Source organism: Flavobacterium sp. TC780, assembly GCF_056783245.1.
Genome location: NZ_JBXBAV010000108.1, coordinates 1 through 19904, shown reverse-complemented (window position 1 = coordinate 19904; position 19904 = coordinate 1). Strand labels below are relative to the sequence as shown.

Here is a 19904-nt window from a genome sequence, read left to right as displayed (position 1 = left end):
ATTTTTTAACTGGTTCAGTTACGTATTGCTAAGGTTAATACATGCTCCTGTTGTTAGGGAGGCAGCACCTACCAAAAAAGTGATGCATGGCGATCAGGAAATAAAGGTGCGTGATATGGAAGCCATCCAGATGGCCAATACTAAGATTGATGAAATCCGTAAAGCATTTTCTGAGTGGTTATTTGCTCAAAACGATGAATTTAAGAAACGTCTCACCGATAAATACAACGATACCTTTAACTGTTTTGTGCGTCCACAATATGATGGCAGCCATCAAGATTTTCCTGGGCTTGACAGAAAAGCGCTGGGGATTGAAGACTTGTATTCCAGCCAGAAGGATGCGGTATGGATGATCAAGCTAAACGGAGGAGCCATCTGTGACCACGAAGTGGGCGCAGGAAAAACACTGATTATGTGCACAGCTGCCCAGGAAATGAAACGTTTGGGGTTGACACACAAGCCTATGATTATCGGACTGAAAGCCAATGTTCATGAAATAGCGGAAACCTACCGCAAAGCGTATCCACATGCTAAAATATTATATCCGGGCAAGGAAGATTTTACACCGCAAAAACGTCTGCGTATTTTCGGGGAGATTAAAAATAACAATTGGGATTGTATTATCCTGACCCATGACCAATTTGGGATGATTCCACAATCACCGGAAATGCAAAAAGAGATATTACAGGCAGAACTGGATCGTGTAGAAAACCTAGGCATTACGGTCGCAGGGAAAAGAAATATCACGGGCAATGCTCAAGGATTATCATACGAAAACAAAATCTGGAAGTCAAACTCAAAACACTGCAACATGATATTGAAAATCGCAAGGATGATGTAGTCGATTTTAAGATGATGGGTATTGACCATTTGTTGGTGGATGAAAGCCACCGCTTCGAGAAACAGATACTCAATATCCGCCATGACCGTGTTGCAGGACTCGGTAATATGCAGGGAAGCCAGAAGGCATTGAACCTGCTATTTGCCATTCGCACTATACAGGAACGAAGCGGAAAAGATTTAGGAGCTACTTTTCTTTCTGGAACCACCATCAGCAACTCGCTGACCGAACTATATTTATTGTTTAAATACCTTCACCGCAGGCGTTGGAAAAACAAGGTATCAATTGCTTTGATGCATTGGCAGCTATTTATGCGCGAAAGACTACCGACTATGAGTTCTCTGTAGCCAACAATATTTTCAGGAAAAAACGTTTCCCGATATTTTATCAAAGTACCAGAATTGGCTCAGTTTTACACAGAGATTACGGATTACCGCACAGCAAAAGATATTGGTATAGACCGACCTCAGAAGAATGAAATACTGCACAATATTCCACCAACCCCACAACAGGAGATATTCATCCAAAAACTGATGGAGTTTGCTAAAACGGGTGATGCCACACTATTGGGAAGGTCAAAGCTATCTGCCTCCGAAGAAAAAGCAAAAATGTTAATCGCTACCGACTATGCCCGTAAGATGTCGTTAGATATGCGTATGATCAGTCAAAAGTACGATGACCACCCAGACAGTAAAGCCTCCCATTGTGCAGTAAAGCTGGCGGAATATTATTCTCGATTTAACGCTCAGAAAGGAACCCAATTTGTATTCTCCGATTTAGGTACTTACAAACCAATTGAGTGGAATGTGTATTCAGAAATCAAACGCAAGCTGGTTGAGGATCATGGGATTCCCGCACATGAAATACGTTTTATCCAGGAGGCAAAAACAGACAAGATGCGCAAAGAGTTTATCAGCGCTATGAACGAAGGGAAAATCAGAATATTATTTGGGTCAACCGATATGCTGGGAACGGGAGTCAATGCCCAGAAACGTGCAGTTGCGGTACATCATTTGGACACGCCTTGGAGACCGAGTGATTTAGCTCAACGGGATGGCAGAGCCATTCGCAAAGGAAATGAAATTGCCAAATTTTTTGCAGATAACAAAGTAGATGTTATCATCTACGCAGTTGAAAAATCTTTGGACAGCTACAAATTTAATCTGTTGCACAATAAACAATTATTTATCGATCAGCTCAAAAACAATAGTCTTGGTAAGCGTACCATTGACGAAGGTGGTATGGATGAAAAATCCGGAATGAATTTCTCAGAATATGTTGCCATTCTTTCCGGTAATACCGATTTGCTTGAAAAAGCCAAACTGGAAAAAAAGATAACTTCTTTGGAAAGCGAAAAACAGGCTTTCACCCGTTCCAAGTCTATGTCAAGATATAAACTGGAAAGTAGTACGGCAACCCTTGAATCAGCAAAATCATTATTGGAAAGAATATCAATTGATTGGCAGAATATTGAAAAACGCATTCAGAAAAATAAGGACGGTACAGTAACGAATCCTGTGAAGCTCATTGGATTATCTGGGGACGCGGATACAAAACAGATTGGTCAAAAGCTCAACCTACTTGCTGATAAATCACGTACAGAGGGACAGTATGAGGAAATTGGTACATTGTACGGATTTACACTTTTGGTAAAAACAGAGGTTTCGCAAAAAGAAGGAATTAGCATCAGGGATAACCGTTTTTTTATTCAGGGAGAAGGAAATATAAAATACACCTATAACAACGGGCAGATGGCGACCGATCCTAAACTGGCAGCCATGAACTTTTTAAATGCGCTGGAGAAAATACCAGCATTAATAGAACAGGAAAAGAAAAAGATTAATGCCATTGAAAAAGATATCCCTGTACTTCATGAAGTAGTAAACAGCATTTGGACCAAAGAGAATATACTTGCCGAACTAAAAAATGAATTGGCAACACTGGAACGGTCAATACAATTATCAATTACTCAGGAACAACAAGTAGAAGATCCTGAACAAAAACTACAAGAAGATCAGACATCACAGCCTTCTCAGAAACTTAAATTCTCCTGATTGCAGTACTAATTATCTGCCAGATCCAGTTTATCAAACAAATTCGTTTCTAAATTTCCTGCAATAAAGGAATAGGGATAATTTGGATTATTAAGATTATAACCTAAGACAACGACTCCACGTAAATTATTTTTACTTTCCAGTTCTAATATCTGGTCTAACACATTATTCCTGGTGGCAGTATCAATATCTTTATAAGGATACCCAACTATTGTATACTGTCTTCTTTCGGGCCCGCAGGTAAGGCTTACCCAATTATGAGGTTTACTCATTTTGCCTCTTACTATGCTACTTTTCAATTCATTTAATTTCTTTTCAAATAATGCTTGATCTTGTTTGGTAAGTTTAATAAAATAAAGGATGAAACTTTCACCAGCCAATTATTACCATTGCTGTTGATATAATTAAGAGTGTCTGACCAATACTGTGTTTTTTGCAAAAAAGGTTTTTTTACCTGTATTCCTCTTCCTTTTCCGATCATATAGGGGTCGAGCTCTTTTGATAATAAAGTAAGATTCAAATAGGTGGAGTTATTGTACTCATCTTCCCCTATATTAAAACCATTTTTTAAATAAAAACCAAATAAATCAAGCTCATCACCTTGAAAGTTAACATGGGCTTCAAACTCCCTTCTTCTTGAAAGATAATGTACTTTCTCACTTTGTAAAGGAAGGATATCAAAAATAACGTTCAAATTGTGTGAAACTTATTGATGGTGCTAATTCTTCTAATTTATGTGTGACCACTTTTGCTTCAATAAGTTTTTTTAAATTACATCCAATTGATCCTAAATTAGACAGGGTCACTCCAAGTGGAACATAGTAATTTATCAGATTGGAATCAAGCTCATTTTTCGCGCCCGATTTGGTCTTAAAAATATGTAATTTTTTATTATTCTGCAGGTAATTCTTAAACCTTATAGCTTGCTCAGATGGTGCCACCACTAAATCCTTCAGTGTTTGAAATAATCGTTCGGCGCACCACGTGTTGCCAGATTATTACCGTTCCGGATTTAGCTTCAACAATTATAGCGAAATCTTCAATTAACACAATCAGATCATTCTCAAATATTTTGTTAGTTGTTGGGCAAGTCCATAAACTTCCACTAAAAATTTTTGCATCAGGAAATGCATCTTTAAAAAGTTTCTCTATCTTTTCTTCCAGGTATTTTCCTTTTTCCTTAATATAAACATCTTTAAGGGTTTTCTCTTTCATAATAAAACCTTCAAGTAAATCAATTCCCAGATGCGAGAATAAAAAAGGCACTGCAGAAAAATACTTATTCTCATCAAGCCTGATAAAAGGTTTTGAATGAATTGGATTATTTAAAAAAACATGGTTTTTGTCTTCGTTAGATAAGTCCCCAAAACGATATGCCAGCGGATCAAAAATTCGGCTTATATCTTCGTTGCTCAGCGAAATATTTGTTAAGGCTTTAATTTCTTCAAAATCAATAGTGAAAATATCTTTAAGTTTTAAATCCGAATGCTCTATAAAGAAGCTTTTTAACATTTGCAGATTCTTTCCGAATTCTTCCCATAAATTCAATCTTGATAGAGCATTAGTTGGGCTAACACCTGGCATATTATTTTCATATGCATCAAATACTGCATTAAAGTTCTTAGCTATAATTGCCGGGCGGATATTATTCTTATGCGCATTAAGTTTTTTGGTACTTAGATCAGCCAGACCAAATAAAACATCAAGAAATACTTCAGGCTTAAATCCTAATTTATCTTCAAAACTTAGCACTTATACGAGCTGATAACTCATAAGCAATTTTTTGCATTTGTCCCTCATATGCCCAATTACGAACTGCAAGAGTATTATGCATCATTTCCAATCTTAACATCACAGGACCAAATTCTTCCTCAGTTGTTGCTTTATTGGAAAGTTTAAAATAGGCAAACGATTGATGTTGATTTAAATCTTGTAATAATTTTTTAAAATCCTCTTCTTTTTCATTTAATGGCATTGCACTAAGTAATCCTCTCTTTGATATAAGGAATAACACTGTAGAATCTCTAAATAAAACATATGAAAATCTAGTCTACCATCAATTGCTTCTTTATCTATTCCTTCTTTTTCAGCAATAAAATAAAAAACGCAAAAAGAACATAAGTATAGAGGATCATAGTCTTTAAAATACTCTTGCAATTTTTGAAATTCAATTTCAAATTCAATAGTCGATCTTTCAGCTAGCTCTAAAAATGGTTTTATTCTTTGCTCAAAACTTATTTCTTCTTGAAAAGGATTGTCAATTCTGTAAAGATTTTGTGTAACTGCTTCGTAAGGTTTATATTTTTTCTTAGAAGATTTATTTTTTTTTCAATCTTTCTCTTACGGCTTACTGGCATAGTACAATTATTATATATTAAAAGAGCTTAAATATATAATAATTCATCAACAAATCTTAAGTTTTTGAATCATAGATGAACTTATAATAGCAATTATTTGACAAATTAACATTAAATTATTTAGTCAATTATTGAATATAAAATTCTTTATGTCAAAGGTTTTGATTCTATTCATCTTTACTTTTTTTATCAGTTGTTTTTGGTATTAAATGCTGCAGTTTCGGATCGTTCTTAATCCGTTCCAGTTCATCTGCTACTATTGAGACAATATCCAGTTTGATTTGTTTGTAATTGGCCTCAATTTCAGCCTTCATCCTATCTTCTCCTTCTTCATTTACAAATGAAAGTATTTCCGGGATTTTCTGGTATGTTTTAGTTTCAGCAGCCACTTTCTCATTATCGACCACAATCTCCGCATGAAAGATCTTTTGTTCGATACGCTCCTAGAAGTTATCGGAAACTGCCCCAACAAACATTCCTTGTGTAAGGGTTGATATTTTGGAAGCGGGAATTAGGCTTTCCAGCTGCGTGGAAATAGAAGTTGATTTATCATTCCGATTGATGGTCATACTCTGACGCTGCTGCAGTATTTTTCCGAAGCGTTCCGAAAGGCTTTTAGCTGTTTCCCCGACAACCTGACCGCTGAATATATTTCCTACGGTATTCTGAATTACCTTACTTTCTTTATCCCCATAATCTCGGGTCAATTGGGAGTAATCCTGAAATCCCAGACATACCGCTACCTTATTGCTCCTTGCCGTAGCAATCAGATTGTCCAGGCCCCTGAAGTAAATTGTGGGAAGCTCGTCAATGATTACCGAACTTTTGAGCTGTCCCTTTTTATTGATGAGTTTTACGATTCGTGAATTGTACAAACCCAATGCAGCGGAATAAATATTCTGCCTGTCGGGATTATTGCCCACGCAAAGGATTTTTGGCGCTGCAGGATTGTTGATGTCCAATGAAAAATCATCACCAGTCATTACCCAATAAAGGCTTGGAGATATCATACGTGACAATGGTATTTTTGCTGATGCTATCTGGCCTTGTAATTGGTCCTGAGCACCTCCCTGCCAGGCATCCATAAACGGCGATAGATAATTTTCCAGTTCGGAATAGGTAGTTAAAATGGTAAAAACATCTGCATATTTTTTGTTAAGCAGTTCAATAGCATGAGGAAAAGTACAATACTTTCCATTATCATAAATCTTTAAAAACCAGATGATAGCCGCCAAAAGAATAATCGGGCTTTCGACAAAGAAATCACCCTGTTTTTGAATCCACGAACGGTTCAGGTTCAGCATAATGGTATAGGCTGATTCGTAAGCATCAGATATGTCGGTCATAAAATCAGGATTGATCGGATTGCATCGATGGCTTCTTCTGGGATCATCAAAATTGATGACGTAAAACTTTGGTTTGACTTTGTATTTCTCGGTATGTTGTAATAGATGGTTGTACGCAATGGTAGAAAGGTCATCAAACTTGAAATCATAGATATACATCGAAAAACCTTTCTCGATTTGCTGTTTAATGTAGTTGTTTACAATGGCATAGGATTTACCAGAACCAGGGGTGCCTAATACGATAGTCGCGCGGAAAGGATTTACAATATTTATCCATCCATTGTGCTGTTTTTTGCGATACCAGAATTTAGTAGGCAGATTTATGGAATACTCATTTTGCAGCAACCGGGTTTCCTGCATGAAACTTTCATTTTCCCTATTAAATACATCCTCCATAAGGTTATTTTTGAGTAACCTGCTCATCCATACACCTGCCATCAGCAGTGAAATATACCCCAAACTCAGGGTGAAAACATATAAAAATGCTGCCATTTCAATGGGCAGTCTAAGTAATGGCGTATTGAGGAAGAAAAAAATAAAGCCTATTACGAGCGCTATATAGATTTTGCTCCAGGTAATCTTTTCATTTTTAACACCCTTACTGCCCAAACAGCTTAATGCCAGAAGAACCAAAGCAAATAGTTTCGTATACAGCGTGTGGGAAAACAGTCCTGCTGTGCGCTGAAAGTTTCCCAATATTTTATCAATGACAGATAATGTCCATTGTTCTTCTTTGAAGAACTCGTAACAAAACCAATAGCAGTGCATCAGTACTAATAAAATACTGACTGCTCTCATAAACTCCATAATTTTGGCTAATCCTCTTAAGTCATCTTCTCCCTGCATTTTCTAATTATTAAATGTTTGGGCGTGAATTTAAAGGCTTTGAGGCATGGCTGTAAAAATGTGGCAGGCATTGGAAGTGCGTGGCAGTGTTTGACACTCAAGTAGTTCCAATCATGCTTAGATTTTAAATCGCTTTTTTTATTAAATTTATAGTCCTGAAAATTATTTTGGGTATCTCAGATCAACATTAAAGAAAAATAATATGAATTACTATAATCCTGATATGGATCCAGGTGAAAGTGAACAAGAATATGAGGCGCGGAAAAATGAAGAAAGTAAATCTGCAACAGGATTAATGTTTGGCATTGCCGGGGTTTTTATTTTCGTCTTAAAAATGGCTGCAATTTTCGGCATGTTCTTTTATGCAGGATTCTTGCTGTCGCAAAAGTTGTGGGAAGAAGAAACCAACAATTTCAAATTTTGGGTTTTCTCTCTATTATTTACCTATCTTCTTTTCTGCATCATTTATTTCTTTAAAGGAACTATCATCGGATTGCGCGCAAACAACCGTAAGTTATGGATATTACCATGGGTAATGTGCGTGTTATTATGCTGTATTGTCCCTGCATTTATAGTAAAATCAGTAGTTGCTGGTATGTTCCATGTGAGGGATAGACAAGGTATGCTGTGCGTAGGGATTAGTTGGGCAGCATTTATACTGTTTTCATTATACGTCTATGATATCTATCAGTTCAAAACACCAACTGTTCCGAAGGTTTTGCATTGGAGCTATGCTTGGGGATTGAAATTGTCTTTATAAGCGAAAGTTATAACGAATAACAAACCTATTGACCTCTCTTACGTTTCTTTTTCTTTTTCATCTTATTGGCAAAATCCTGTTCCTGGTAATCTTCTCCCTGAGCTTCAGGCAATAACCCGCCAAAACCTTCTATACTACTATGGATATCGTTAGATTGAATAGTACTTTTATTACTTAGAAAATCAAATAAATCGTGAGGCTTCTCAGCTGGTAGACTTTCCGATACTGTTTTGATTAAAATTGTTTTGGTATCCTCACTATTTTTAATTTCCGGTTGTAGCCCATTATTCCACCAGTCGTTAAATACATTCGCAGAAAATTTTTTCCCAAACGCGAACCGTTCCATACCGATTTGGAATTGTGGTCAACAAATGTAATTCCATAAATACGTCCCATATCATTTTTGCGGGTAATCACATTAATGCCTTTTTCAGTCAACTGTTTTTTAAAGTCCTGTTCGTCAATGGCCGCCCGCAGGGTTGTTTCAATTGTTTTTCTAATTGTAGGTCTCACATCATTTTCTTTAAGTGCCACTTTGGACGCTGCAAAATGATTTTGGAGTTCAATGTATCCTGCGCCTTTTCCAAAAAGAGACGCTTTAAACGGGTTACTTGATTTTTCTCCATTTTCGTTCAAGGCAACGTAGACCAGCCCTTGTTTGAGCTTTCCGTGCAGTTCACCCTTAACCTCTTCTGCAGTAATATTAAACAGAGACAGCAAAGCATTGTATTCGCCCAAACTTTGAAACTGATAGGATTTGGGCATATACCTTACTACTGAAGCGATCTGGCTTTTAATGTCATTGGTCTTGTAATCTACTGGGCGAAATGTTTTTTCGTTTTGTTTGTATGTTGCGTCTATTGCACAGGCTAATCCATGTTTTCGTTCCAGATCACGACATATATCCATTGAACGTTTGCGCTCATAACTGTCCGAAATTTTCCTGCCTTCTTCGTCTATGCAAACCGAAACGATATGAATATGGGTACGTTCAATATCGGTATGCTTGAACACTATAAAAGGCTGTTCTCCGTATCTCATTTTTTGCATATACTCCTGTGCAATAGCATTAAATTTTTCATCACTGACATTATCTTTTGGGTCTGGATTGAGAGAAATATCGCGAAACCATTTTTTCTGTTTTACGATTCGCCAGCAAATAAGGTTCAAAAGAGCCCAGCAGCTGGGCTACAGAATAATGTCCATTAGGAGTTTCCTGCATCTTATGGGTAAAGAGAATCTCCCCATTTTCCTTCTCGACTTTTAGCTGATTATAGTTAAGTACGCCTGTCAAGTTTTGTCCTCGGCCAATTTTAGCTACCATTCTACTTGTTGTTTTTAATATATTTTGCTTCAAATTCTCCGGTAATCTGAATGATTTTTTGACATAATACTGCCATTTCAGCTGTATGCTTTTCGAGTTTATATAGATAAGCGGCCGCTTTTTTCTCGGAGAAATTGCGATAAAGCAATTTTACGATTTGGTTATAATTGACTCCAACGCTCCGGAATTGTCCATACAAAGTGGTTAACCGCATATAATAATCCATTGCAGCTTTATCGATTTTGACCGTTTTAATGGTCTTCTGAAAGATGCAGGCAGTGATAAAATGTGCCATTACATTCATTTGGGACTGTTCAAAAAGAGAAAGGAAACGGGCGTTTTCTTCCGCATTCAATGATATGGAATAGCGAAATATGGCAGGATCCTTTTTAGGATTACGCCCTGATTTGCCGGGTTGTCTGTTATTATTTTGATCCATGATAAATCCAATTATAATTTTATAAAACATCGACTTTGGAGAATGTTTTCCAGCCCCCGGCGGGGCAAGTTGTTTTGAGCAGCGGAATTCATTTCCAGCAGCTCAAAACACAACTTGCTCCTTTCTGGTGAAAGGAAAATCCGCTCTTTCAGGCGGATTAAAGTAAGCAGGGAAAACGGCTTTTGGCCGTTCACTTTCTTACCCGATATGGCATAATGCTTTTTCATAAGCATGTTAGTGAAAAACATTTTGCAAAGTAAAGTGCTCTTTATAAGAGTAATGCAATGTGTTGCAGTGCCAAAAGCAGCCTTTGAATGCCAAGCACGGTCGCATTAATAAAAGCACATAGATAACTACATTTCTTTGTACAAGAAAGCAGATGCAGGTAGGCAGCAGGATTGCAAGGTAGTTTTAGAACTACCTCTGTATTTATCTACAGAGCAGTGTAGATATTGAAATTGGAATGTAGATAAGCTGCTAATTGTGTTTATAAGTATAAAAAAGCAGCTTCCTGATTACCCACCTACAGATTGGTCTATATGCGCGCAGATGTAATTAAATAAGTATCTCAATATGCGCAGTGCTATCTCAAAGGGTATTACTATAGCGAGGCAGTTGATTAGGATAATACAAATGTAATCAGTTAAGCAGTAGGATACAAAACTACCCGTGTATAGGAATAGACAGAGATTTACCTGCCTGATTACTTAAATAGTTAGATAAGTATTAATAATTAAAAACAATAAAAATGGAAACAAAAAGCAAACCCGTATTTATCGCCTTTTCTTCTCAAAAAGGAGGTGTAGGCAAAAGTACTTTTACAACACTTGCTGCCAGCACGCTTCATTATCGTTTAGGTTACAATGTTGCAGTATTCGATGCCGATTTTCCACAACTCAGCTTAATGAAGATGAAAGATCGGGACTTGGCAATGGTCATGGAAAATGAGGTTTTAAAAAGAATAGCCTACACGCAGTTTACCACGATTAACAAAAGAGCCTATCCAATTATCCAGCATAAAGCCGAAGGCGTTTTGGAGGCAGCAAATGATTTTTTAGAATCCTCAAAAGTCCCAATAGACGTGATCTTTTTTGATCTTCCCGGTACGGTAAATACACCTGGAATTTTGAATGCCCTGGCAGGGATGCATCACATTTTTACCCCAATTACTGCTGATCGTTTTGTGATGGAAAGCACCCTTGTTTTTACACAGTTGATGCGGGATATCATTATGAAAAAAGGTGAAACGTCCATTAAAAGTGTTAATCTTTTCTGGAATCAGGTAGATGGCAGGGAACGCTCCCCTTTATATGACATCTATAACAAACTTATCGATGATTTGGGATTTAGCCTTATGCAGTGCAGCATCATGAACAGCACCCGCTTTCGAAAAGAAAGCGAACTCGATACAAAGTCTGTTTTCCGCTCCACCTTAATGCCTCCGGACAAACACTTGATGAAGGCCTGCCGGTTAGATCAGTTTATGGAAGAATTTTTAAACATTGTTCAATTATAAAGCTATGGAAAAAGATAATAAGAAAAAAATCACTCCTGAGATCGACGAGGCGCTTATGATGGATATAATGGCAGATGGCGTTAAAAAGGAAGGACTAACGCCTCCGCTGGAAGAACACAAAACTTCACCGCTGCAGGAAAAGTCTTTGCTAAAGGAGCGCACAAGAATGAAACGAGGAACCGATGCCGATTATGAAGCCATTTTTTTTAAGAAGACTCATACCAATGCGCGAGATGGCAAAACGGTGTATATACAACCTGATTTTCATGAAAAATTATCCCGGATCGTTCAGGTTATCGGTGAGGACAAGCTCGCGATTTATGCCTATCTGAATAATGTACTGGAATGTCATTTTCAGGAATTTGGAGAACAGATTACAAAAAGTTTTAATGAGAAATACAAACCTATTTTATAAACTAGCCATGAAGATAAAAATTAAAATCCAAGAGACAGGTAAAGAACAATTTCAAAAATTGTTTATGGTCAATCGCTTCCCCTCAGGACGAAGCGGAAAAGTTGTATATCTGCGTTCTGAGTACCATGAGCGTCTGCTGCGCATTGTCCAATTGTCACGGGAAGAAAAAATTACGCTCTATTCCTATATTGACAACATTATGGAACATCACTTCAGGGAATTTGGGGAAGAAATCACAGCTTATTTCAATGAACGCAACAAACCAATTCTTTAATTATGGAAACAATTATTGTAATATGCCTGTTGATAATTATTGTCCTGCTGGTAAAGGATAAAGTTCTTATCAAGAAAAAGACAAAGCAAAAGTCGTCTCAGGCAAAAGTCAATCCGAACCTGCCCGATATTATGGGGCAACCCAAGCCCTTAAGAAGCTTTTCAGTGCCAAATACTACCAATGAAAGCCAAATACAGGAACAAGAGATAAATCGCTATAATTTTGAGATTGAATGTAACGAAAATGAAAACGTTGGGATTCAAATTCCGCAGGAAGAACTAGATGACGTTTTTGGAAATATGCCTGATTTGGAAGAGGAAGAAGAAGAATGGAACAGGTATAGAATATCCAGTGGAAATAACGGTTTTGCTCAAGGGGTTACCTTTGAAGAACTAAGCTCCGTGGGGATGCTGCTGCAAAAGGAAAAATTGGAGCCGTCCCAAAAGGAAACAGCGGCGCTCATAGTTCAGAAAATACAGGGAACCGAATTATTTATCCTGCTGGAGAATTCTATGGAGGACGCTTCCCGAAAAATAGCCGAGCTATTGGACAGCAGCCTTTTTTCTGAAACTGATTTTGGTTCTTCTACTTTGCGGAAAAATGATTTAAGTGAATTTGATATCGGGGACTTTGTCTGAAAAGATAAGTCCCCTTTATTTTATAACGAAAAATAAAGTATGATGGAAAGAGAACTGCCGGTTATTACTATTGAAGGTACCGACTTTATAGTAGATGTAAACAAACTTGAGCTTATTGAAAAGGCCAATCATAAAAATGTTATACCGTTTGAAGATATGCGTGATGTCGGCGATGGCTATACTTTTGAATACAACCTTAAGAATAAAAACCTTCCAGGGATGTTTCACAATGAAAGCACAATGGTCAGGATTCCTGAATTTATTATTCTAGATCCAATCGGCATGGCGAATAAATACAACTATCCTGTGAACGAGATAATGGATAAATCAGATTTTGGCCTTATGGTAGATCAGCAGGCTTTTGATCTGCGGGTAAACAAAGGAATGCTACCTACTGTGGATATCTCCGGACATACCTTTTATGTTGATATTAGAATGGATAAGCTTCGTCCAAAAGACGATTTCCTTTCCAATGGTATTGTATTCTCGGATATAGAAACATACTACGATTTAGAAAAAAGGACCTACACCATTCCTTATAATCCCAAGACACACGAATTTCAGGAACCTGATTACCTAAATATAAAAGAACTTCCTAAAGATTTAATCGCAGTCAGATTTCCCTCTGAAAGATTACTTGACAGAATTGGCTGGAACAGAAAATATGGATTTGAGATTAGACACGGTCTGGTACGGCACGGTTTAAAATTGCAGTTTGCGGCAAAGAATGTTCCTTGGAAAAACACTTTTCTTGTTGATCTGATTAAAAGCAATCTCAAAGTAGAAAAGAAGCAGGAAAAAGATACTGAGAAAAAAACATCTAATACAGCCAAAACAAATAAAGGCCGAAGAATATAATTCTGTAATTCCAAACTTTCAAACGTCAAACATTTTATGTTTGACGTTTTTTTATGCTCAAACACTCAAAATAATGCCACTGATAGCCAAGTAATTCCACTGACTGCCAATTTGTTACAACGACTTGATTTCCATAAGATATTTGTCCCGATAACCTGCAAGGTGCAGGTATAAATGAGAAATTTAACTCGGTTTAATCATGAAAAAACAAAGAAAAAAAATCCTGTTGGCAGCAGTGGCAATGCTGACAGGTTTCGGAGCATTTGCACAGGGAAACGGTACGGCGGGCATCAACGAAGCAACCCAAATGGTAACTTCTTATTTCGACCCCGCCACACAGCTTATCTATGCCATCGGGGCTGTAGTCGGTCTTATCGGCGGTGTAAAAGTGTACAACAAATTCAGCAGCGGAGATCCCGATACGAGCAAAACCGCTGCAAGCTGGTTTGGGGCCTGTATCTTCCTGATCGTAGCGGCTACCATCTTGCGTTCCTTCTTCCTTTAAAACTGATATATGAACAATTACAATATCAACAAAGGCATCGGAAGAACGGTCGAGTTTAAAGGTTTGAAAGCACAATACCTGTTCATCTTCGCAGGCGGACTTCTAGGGACACTTATCCTGGTCATGATACTTTACATGGCTGGGGTCAATTCTTATATCTGTTTGTTTCTGGGAGCTGGCGGTGCTTCACTAATCGTATGGCAGACCTTTTCCCTGAACAAAAAGTATGGAGAACACGGACTCATGAAAGTGGGTGCGAAAAAAAGACATCCCCGCTACATCATTTGCCGCAAGCCTGTACATCGCTACCTAAGAATCACTTCTAAACCCGATGCCTTATGAGAAACACAGCAAAGACAACAACGCTGGAAAGTAAATTTCCACTCTTGGCAGTAGAGAACAACTGTATCCTTTCCAAAGATGCGGATATCACGGCTTGTTTTGAAGTGCGTTTGCCGGAACTCTTTACGGTTGCATCTGCGGAATATGAAGCCATTCATTCTGCCTGGCATAAGGCCATCAAGACTTTGCCTGATTTTACGGTAATCCATAAACAGGATTGGTACATCAAGGAAAACTACGCCCCTGATTTGGCAAAGGATGACCAAAGTTTTTTGGCGAAATCCTACCAGCGTCATTTTAATGAGCGTCCGTTCCTGAATCATTACTGCTACTTGTTCCTGACCAAGACCACTAAGGAAAGGATGCGCATGCAAAGCAATTTCTCTTCGCTATGCAAAGGTTCATTCATACCAAAGGAAATCAGGGACAAGGAAGCGATCCATCGTTTTATGGAAGCCGTCGCACAGTTTGAGCGTATCATTAACGACAGCGGACTTATCACGCTGAACCGCCTGAGCGAAGAAGACATTGTTGGTACAGATGAAAAGAAAGGATTACTGGAACAATACCTAACACTTTCCAGAGAAGCAGCGACACCGATGCAGGATATTGTATTGGGCGCTGAAGAGGTTCGTATCGGAAACAAAAGGCTGTGCCTGCATACCTTATCTGATACGGACAACCTGCCTGGAACCGTTTCGGCAGATACCCGTTATGAAAAACTTTCTACAGACCGAAGCGATTGCCGTTTGTCATTTGCTGCACCTGTTGGACTCTTGCTGAATTGCAATCACATTTACAACCAATACTTGTTTTTGGATAACAGCGAAGAGAGCCTTCAGAAGTTTGAGAAATCAGCGAGAAATATGCACTCTTTAGCTCGTTATAGCCGTGCCAACCAGATCAACAAAGAGTGGATAGAAAAATACCTTAACGAAGCACATTCATTCGGTCTTTCTTCCATCAGGGCACATTTCAACATTATGGCATGGTCGGATGATCCGGGGGAACTCAAACAGCTAAAGAACGATAGCGGTAGTGCATTGGCGCTAATGGAATGCAAGCCGCGACACAATACCACCGATACCGCTACGCTGTATTGGGCCGGAATGCCGGGTAATGCAGCTGATTTTCCAGGCGAGGAAAGTTTTTACACATTCATTGAGCCTGCGCTGTGCTTTTTCACAGAAGAAACGAACTACCACAATTCGCCATCGCCCTTCGGTATCAAAATGGCAGACAGGCTCACAGGAAAGCCCATCCATCTGGATATTTCTGATTTGCCGATGAAGCGTGGGATTATCACCAACCGAAACAAATTTATTTTGGGTCCATCGGGAAGTGGTAAATCTTTTTTCACCAACCATATGGTAAGGCAATATTACGAGCAGGGCGCACACGTGTTGCTGGTCGACACCGGTAATTCCTATCAGGGACTATGTGAACTCATCAAAGGCAAAACCAAAGGTGAAGATGGCGTGTATTTTACTTATACGGAAGACAATCCAATTGCTTTTAATCCTTTTTATACCGATGATGGTGTGTTCGACATTGAGAAGCGTGAAAGTGTCAAGACTTTGATACTGACACTCTGGAAACGGGATGACGAGCCGCCGACCCGTTCGGAAGAAGTAGCATTGTCCAATGCGGTAAGCGGCTATATCGAACGAATCAAACAAAATGAGGCATATCCTTCATTCAATGGATTTTACGAATATGTTCATGGTGATTACCGCAAGGTGCTGGAAGGAAAACAGGTAAGGGAAAAAGACTTTGATATTGCCAATTTCCTTAATGTTTTGGAACCCTACTACAAAGGAGGCGAATACGACTATCTGCTCAATTCCGATAAGCAGTTAGACCTGCTCTCCAAACGCTTCATCGTTTTTGAGATTGATGCCATTAAAGATCATAAAATCCTCTTTCCAATCGTGACCATCATTATTATGGAAGTCTTTATCAATAAGATGAGAAGGCTCAAAGGTATCCGTAAGTTGATACTGATTGAAGAGGCTTGGAAAGCCATCGCCAAGGAAGGAATGGCAAATTACATAAAGTATCTTTTCAAGACTGTTCGTAAATTTTTTGGGGAAGCTATCGTAGTCACGCAGGAAGTGGATGATATCATCCAATCGCCCATTGTAAAAGAAAGTATCATCAATAATAGTGACTGTAAGATCCTGCTGGACCAACGCAAGTACATGAACAAGTTTGATGATATACAAGCAATGCTTGGTCTGACCGATAAGGAAAAAGCGCAGGTACTTTCCATCAATATGAACAACGATCCCTCACGGTTCTACAAGGAAGTATGGATTGGACTTGGCGGAACACACTCTGCGGTATATGCTACAGAAGTTTCCGGCGAGGAATATCTCGCGTATACCACCGAAGAAACCGAAAAACTGGAAGTAATGCAGCTTGCGGCAGAACTGGACGGCAATGTAGAGCTCGCCATCAAGCATATTGCTATGCAGAGGCGCGAGAAAGCAAATCAGTAATAATAATTAACAATTTAAATTTAAGTAAAATGAAAAAAACACTATTTATGGTGTATACGGCGCTTATCCTTGCCGCTGCACCGTCCGTAAAAGCACAATTTGTAGTAACCGATCCGGCCAATCTGGCCTCGGGTATTCTCAACAGCGCCAATGAAATAGTACAAACCTCTAACACGGTGTCCAATGTCGTAAAAAATTTCAAGGAAGTAGAAAAGGTCTATAAACAGGGGAAAGAATACTACGACAAACTCCAGTCGGTAAACAATCTGGTCAAAGATGCACGCAAAGTACAGCAGACTGTACTGCTGGTAGGTGATGTGTCGGAAATGTATGTAAAGAATTTTGGCAAAATGATGAATGACCCCAATTTTTCTGCCCAGGAATTGGCAGCTATTGCAAATGGCTATTCGGCTCTTCTGGGTGAGAGTACCGAGCTGCTGAAAGAACTCAAACAGATTGTAAATTCCTCCAGCCTGTCCCTGAATGACAAAGAGCGTATGGATATTATTGATCGTGTGTACAAAGAAGTCAAAGAATACCACAGCCTTGTGCGCTACTATACCAATAAGAATATTTCGGTAAGCATTCTAAGGGCAAAGAAGCAGAACAATACCAAAAGAGTGCTTGAACTCTATGGAACTTCAAATCAAAAATATTGGTAAGCCATGGAATTTAATAACCTTCACCATGTCCTTCGCTCCTTGTATGATGAGATGCTCCCGCTGTCCGCCGATATGGCGGCAGTGGCCAAAGGTCTTGCCGGGCTGGGTGCTTTATTCTATGTGGCACTAAAGGTTTGGCAGGCTCTCAGCCGGGCCGAACCAATCGATGTGTTTCCGCTCCTGCGTCCGTTTGCCTTGGGACTGTGTATTATGTTTTTCCCGACAATGGTATTGGGAAGTATCAATTCGGTTTAAGCCCTGTGGTTACAGGAACCCACTCCATCCTCGAAGACCAGGTACTTGACCTGAACGAGTTACAGTTAAAAAAAGACCAGCTCGACCACGAAGCAATGATCCGTAATCCGGAAACTGCTTATATGGTGTCGAATGAAGAGTTTGACAAAAAACTCGATGAATTGGGCTGGTCGCCCGCCGATGTAGGCACAATGGCAGGAATGTATATGGACAGAGAAGCTTATAAGATAGAGAAAGCCATAAAGGAATGGTTTCGCAATCTGCTGGAAATACTCTTTCAGGCCGCGGCACTTGTCATTGACACTATTCGGACCTTTTTTCTGATTGTCCTTTCCATACTCGGTCCGATAGCCTTTGCCATATCAGTCTGGGATGGATTTCAGTCCACACTCACACAGTGGCTTTCCCGATACGTTAGTGTGTATTTATGGCTTCCGGTAGCAGATTTGTTCAGCTCGATGCTAGCTAAAATACAATCCCTGATTATTGAGAGGGACATTGAAATGCTTGCCGATCCGACATTCATCCCTGATACTTCAAACACCGTTTATATAATCTTTATGATTATAGGTATTGTGGGCTACTTCACCATTCCGACGGTAACAGGCTGGATTATTCAGGCAGGAGGAGCAAACAACTTTGCCCGTAATGTTAACCAAACGGCGATGAAAACCGGAAATATTGCCGGAGCCGGAACGGGTTCCGCAGTAGGAAATATCGGTGGCAGGCTGATAAACAAAAATAATTAATCACAGAAGAAAATGGAATTTAAAACGCTAAGAAATATCGAAAATAGTTTCAGCCAGATACGCTTGTATGCCATTGTGTTTGCCGTGCTCTGTGCAGGTGTCACAGGATATGCCGTATGGCATTCCTACCGTTTTGCAGAACAGCAACGGCAGAAAATCTATGTATTGGACAATGGCAAATCACTCATGCTGGCACTCGCGCAGGATGCATCGATCAACCGTCCGGTAGAAGCACGGGAACACGTCAGACGTTTTCACGAACTGTTTTTTACGCTCGCCCCCGACAAAAATGCCATTGAGAGCAATATGAAAAGGGCTTTCAATCTTGCTGATAAAAGTGCCTTTGATTATTATAAGGACCTTTCGGAAAAAGGGTATTACAACCGTATTATATCGGGTAATGTGCAGCAGCGCATCGAAATAGATAGTGTGTCCTGCAACTTCGAGACCTATCCCTACACCGCCCGTACCTATGCCAAACAGTTTATCATCCGTTCGAGCAATGTGACAAAACGCAGCCTTATTAGTTCCTGTTATCTCGTAAACTCCGTTCGTTCAGACAACAATCCGCAAGGTTTTAATATTGAAAAGTTTGCAGTACTAGAAAACAAGGATATAGAGATCATCGAACGCTAAAAATCAAGATTATGAAACAGTTACTCGATTTAGACACATTCACAAAAGCCATAATCGATAAGGGTTACGATGGCTACTTCCAAACACAAGCCTCCTATGGAGACAAAATAAAAGACAGCATCAGCAGGTTTTTGGAAGCTTGTGATAAAGGAATGGATAAACCAAGGCTACACAACATCCTGATGCTGAAAACTTACCTGCAATGGAATGGTGAGGATAAGCCAAAGGTTGAGTGTTATATGTGGGTAAAGCATGAAGACGGTCTTTTCGATGTAGAAAAAATGAATATTGAAAGAACCGACCAGTATGGACATTCACTGAAAAAATCTGAACTGACAAATCTTACCACGAGGTTAGTTCCTACACTGGAAGAAGCTATTGACCAAGTGTCCGAAAAACTTAATGAACAGCTTTCTTCCCGAAAAAGAGGATTTAGAATGTAACGGCTTAAAAAATGAGAAGTATGAAAAAATTAAGAGCAAATATGGACAATTGGTTTCATAGGCTGGATGAACGATGGCGGGCATTGCCCATTAGGATACAGCAGGTGCTGCCTCCCTAACAACAGCAGTATCGTATTAACCTT

At 39.1% G+C, this 19904-nt stretch carries 18 protein-coding genes and 4 pseudogenes; 14 read left to right on the top strand and 8 right to left on the bottom strand.

The annotated features are described in order from the left end of the window. Positions 1-2895: pseudogene (locus AC1RYN_RS11755) on the top strand (helicase-related protein); the annotation flags it as partial. Between the two features lie 8 nt (positions 2896-2903). On the opposite strand, the gene AC1RYN_RS11750 reads toward AC1RYN_RS11755, so the two are convergent. The 5 genes and pseudogenes from AC1RYN_RS11750 to mobC all read right to left on the bottom strand — a co-directional run bounded on the left by AC1RYN_RS11750 (position 2904) and on the right by mobC (position 7444). Next, complete coding sequence (locus AC1RYN_RS11750; protein ID WP_139261717.1) at positions 2904-3167, bottom strand: hypothetical protein; 264 nt, start codon at positions 3165-3167, stop codon at positions 2904-2906. 32 nt (positions 3168-3199) lie between these two features. After that, positions 3200-3589, bottom strand: a complete 390-nt coding sequence (locus AC1RYN_RS11745) for a hypothetical protein (RefSeq protein WP_481807100.1) — start codon at positions 3587-3589, stop codon at positions 3200-3202. Positions 3590-3822: 233 nt separating this feature from the next. Then, positions 3823-4647, bottom strand: coding sequence for a hypothetical protein (locus AC1RYN_RS11740; protein ID WP_481807099.1), 825 nt, complete (start codon positions 4645-4647; stop codon positions 3823-3825). Then, positions 4634-4870: a hypothetical protein gene (locus tag AC1RYN_RS11735; protein ID WP_481807098.1), complete on the bottom strand. Its 237-nt coding sequence runs from the start codon at positions 4868-4870 to the stop codon at positions 4634-4636. The genes AC1RYN_RS11740 and AC1RYN_RS11735 overlap by 14 nt, the downstream gene beginning before the upstream one ends. Positions 4871-5419: 549 nt before the next feature. Further along, positions 5420-7444, bottom strand: a pseudogene (gene mobC, locus AC1RYN_RS11730) (conjugal transfer protein MobC). Positions 7445-7646: 202 nt separating this feature from the next. On the opposite strand from mobC, the gene AC1RYN_RS11725 reads away from it, so the two are divergent. Continuing rightward, entirely contained in the window at positions 7647-8204 is a 558-nt protein-coding gene (locus AC1RYN_RS11725; protein WP_149207338.1) for a hypothetical protein, read from the top strand. Between the two features lie 25 nt (positions 8205-8229). Here the strand turns inward: AC1RYN_RS11725 and mobB are convergent. From mobB to AC1RYN_RS11710, 3 genes and pseudogenes are all read right to left on the bottom strand, one after another. Continuing rightward, a pseudogene (mobB, locus tag AC1RYN_RS11720) lies at positions 8230-9528 on the bottom strand (conjugal transfer protein MobB). Between the two features lies 1 nt (position 9529). Beyond that, complete coding sequence (gene mobA, locus AC1RYN_RS11715) at positions 9530-9967, bottom strand: conjugal transfer protein MobA (protein WP_149207336.1); 438 nt, start codon at positions 9965-9967, stop codon at positions 9530-9532. A gap of 11 nt (positions 9968-9978) precedes the next feature. Continuing rightward, entirely contained in the window at positions 9979-10194 is a 216-nt protein-coding gene (locus tag AC1RYN_RS11710; RefSeq protein WP_139261719.1) for a hypothetical protein, read from the bottom strand. A gap of 521 nt (positions 10195-10715) precedes the next feature. Here AC1RYN_RS11710 and AC1RYN_RS11705 point away from each other — a divergent pair. The 12 genes and pseudogenes from AC1RYN_RS11705 (at position 10716) to AC1RYN_RS11650 (ending at position 19761) form a co-directional block, all read left to right on the top strand. Then, positions 10716-11483 (top strand): ParA family protein, encoded by a 768-nt coding sequence (locus AC1RYN_RS11705; RefSeq protein WP_149207335.1) that lies wholly within the window; start codon positions 10716-10718, stop codon positions 11481-11483. Positions 11484-11487: 4 nt separating this feature from the next. Then, positions 11488-11898 carry a DUF3408 domain-containing protein gene (locus AC1RYN_RS11700; RefSeq protein ID WP_481807097.1) on the top strand — a complete coding sequence of 137 codons (411 nt, stop codon included), beginning with the start codon at positions 11488-11490 and terminating at the stop codon, positions 11896-11898. Continuing rightward, a complete protein-coding gene (locus AC1RYN_RS11695; protein WP_262410441.1) occupies positions 11873-12172 on the top strand; it encodes a DUF3408 domain-containing protein in 300 nt (99 codons plus the stop codon). The genes AC1RYN_RS11700 and AC1RYN_RS11695 overlap by 26 nt, the downstream gene beginning before the upstream one ends. A 2-nt stretch (positions 12173-12174) precedes the next feature. Further along, a complete protein-coding gene (locus tag AC1RYN_RS11690; protein ID WP_149207332.1) occupies positions 12175-12810 on the top strand; it encodes a conjugal transfer protein TraD in 636 nt (211 codons plus the stop codon). Positions 12811-12849: 39 nt separating this feature from the next. Further along, positions 12850-13668 (top strand): hypothetical protein, encoded by an 819-nt coding sequence (locus AC1RYN_RS11685; RefSeq protein ID WP_262410440.1) that lies wholly within the window; start codon positions 12850-12852, stop codon positions 13666-13668. 199 nt (positions 13669-13867) lie between these two features. Next, complete coding sequence (locus AC1RYN_RS11680; RefSeq protein ID WP_149207331.1) at positions 13868-14173, top strand: DUF4134 domain-containing protein; 306 nt, start codon at positions 13868-13870, stop codon at positions 14171-14173. Positions 14174-14182: 9 nt separating this feature from the next. Next, on the top strand, positions 14183-14515 hold the full coding sequence (locus AC1RYN_RS11675) for a DUF4133 domain-containing protein (RefSeq protein WP_149207330.1): 333 nt from the start codon (positions 14183-14185) through the stop codon (positions 14513-14515). Further along, positions 14512-17016: a TraG family conjugative transposon ATPase gene (locus AC1RYN_RS11670; protein ID WP_481807096.1), complete on the top strand. Its 2505-nt coding sequence runs from the start codon at positions 14512-14514 to the stop codon at positions 17014-17016. Before AC1RYN_RS11675 ends, AC1RYN_RS11670 begins: the two co-directional genes overlap by 4 nt. A gap of 29 nt (positions 17017-17045) precedes the next feature. After that, positions 17046-17678, top strand: a complete 633-nt coding sequence (locus AC1RYN_RS11665) for a DUF4141 domain-containing protein (RefSeq protein ID WP_149207328.1) — start codon at positions 17046-17048, stop codon at positions 17676-17678. A 3-nt stretch (positions 17679-17681) separates the two neighbouring features. Further along, positions 17682-18682, top strand: a pseudogene (gene traJ, locus AC1RYN_RS11660) (conjugative transposon protein TraJ). Between the two features lie 12 nt (positions 18683-18694). Continuing rightward, positions 18695-19318, top strand: a complete 624-nt coding sequence (gene traK, locus AC1RYN_RS11655; RefSeq protein ID WP_149207326.1) for a conjugative transposon protein TraK — start codon at positions 18695-18697, stop codon at positions 19316-19318. A gap of 11 nt (positions 19319-19329) precedes the next feature. Then, positions 19330-19761 carry a hypothetical protein gene (locus AC1RYN_RS11650; protein ID WP_481807095.1) on the top strand — a complete coding sequence of 144 codons (432 nt, stop codon included), beginning with the start codon at positions 19330-19332 and terminating at the stop codon, positions 19759-19761. Positions 19762-19904: the final 143 nt, after the last annotated feature.

Bases quoted from the DNA above. Each gene is read 5' to 3' on its own strand.
- AC1RYN_RS11675 (WP_149207330.1), top strand. From the start codon at position 14,183: ATGAACAATTACAATATCAACAAAGGCATCGGAAGAACGGTCGAGTTT.
- AC1RYN_RS11700 (WP_481807097.1), top strand. From the start codon at position 11,488: ATGGAAAAAGATAATAAGAAAAAAATCACTCCTGAGATCGACGAGGCG.
- AC1RYN_RS11670 (WP_481807096.1), top strand. From the start codon at position 14,512: ATGAGAAACACAGCAAAGACAACAACGCTGGAAAGTAAATTTCCACTC.
- AC1RYN_RS11650 (WP_481807095.1), top strand. From the start codon at position 19,330: ATGAAACAGTTACTCGATTTAGACACATTCACAAAAGCCATAATCGAT.
- AC1RYN_RS11665 (WP_149207328.1), top strand. From the start codon at position 17,046: ATGAAAAAAACACTATTTATGGTGTATACGGCGCTTATCCTTGCCGCT.
- AC1RYN_RS11690 (WP_149207332.1), top strand. From the start codon at position 12,175: ATGGAAACAATTATTGTAATATGCCTGTTGATAATTATTGTCCTGCTG.
- AC1RYN_RS11695 (WP_262410441.1), top strand. From the start codon at position 11,873: ATGAGAAATACAAACCTATTTTATAAACTAGCCATGAAGATAAAAATT.
- AC1RYN_RS11685 (WP_262410440.1), top strand. From the start codon at position 12,850: ATGATGGAAAGAGAACTGCCGGTTATTACTATTGAAGGTACCGACTTT.
- traK (WP_149207326.1), top strand. From the start codon at position 18,695: ATGGAATTTAAAACGCTAAGAAATATCGAAAATAGTTTCAGCCAGATA.
- AC1RYN_RS11735 (WP_481807098.1), bottom strand. From the start codon at position 4,870: ATGCCATTAAATGAAAAAGAAGAGGATTTTAAAAAATTATTACAAGAT.
- AC1RYN_RS11750 (WP_139261717.1), bottom strand. From the start codon at position 3,167: ATGAGTAAACCTCATAATTGGGTAAGCCTTACCTGCGGGCCCGAAAGA.
- AC1RYN_RS11710 (WP_139261719.1), bottom strand. From the start codon at position 10,194: ATGAAAAAGCATTATGCCATATCGGGTAAGAAAGTGAACGGCCAAAAG.
- AC1RYN_RS11725 (WP_149207338.1), top strand. From the start codon at position 7,647: ATGAATTACTATAATCCTGATATGGATCCAGGTGAAAGTGAACAAGAA.
- AC1RYN_RS11680 (WP_149207331.1), top strand. From the start codon at position 13,868: ATGAAAAAACAAAGAAAAAAAATCCTGTTGGCAGCAGTGGCAATGCTG.
- mobA (WP_149207336.1), bottom strand. From the start codon at position 9,967: ATGGATCAAAATAATAACAGACAACCCGGCAAATCAGGGCGTAATCCT.
- AC1RYN_RS11705 (WP_149207335.1), top strand. From the start codon at position 10,716: ATGGAAACAAAAAGCAAACCCGTATTTATCGCCTTTTCTTCTCAAAAA.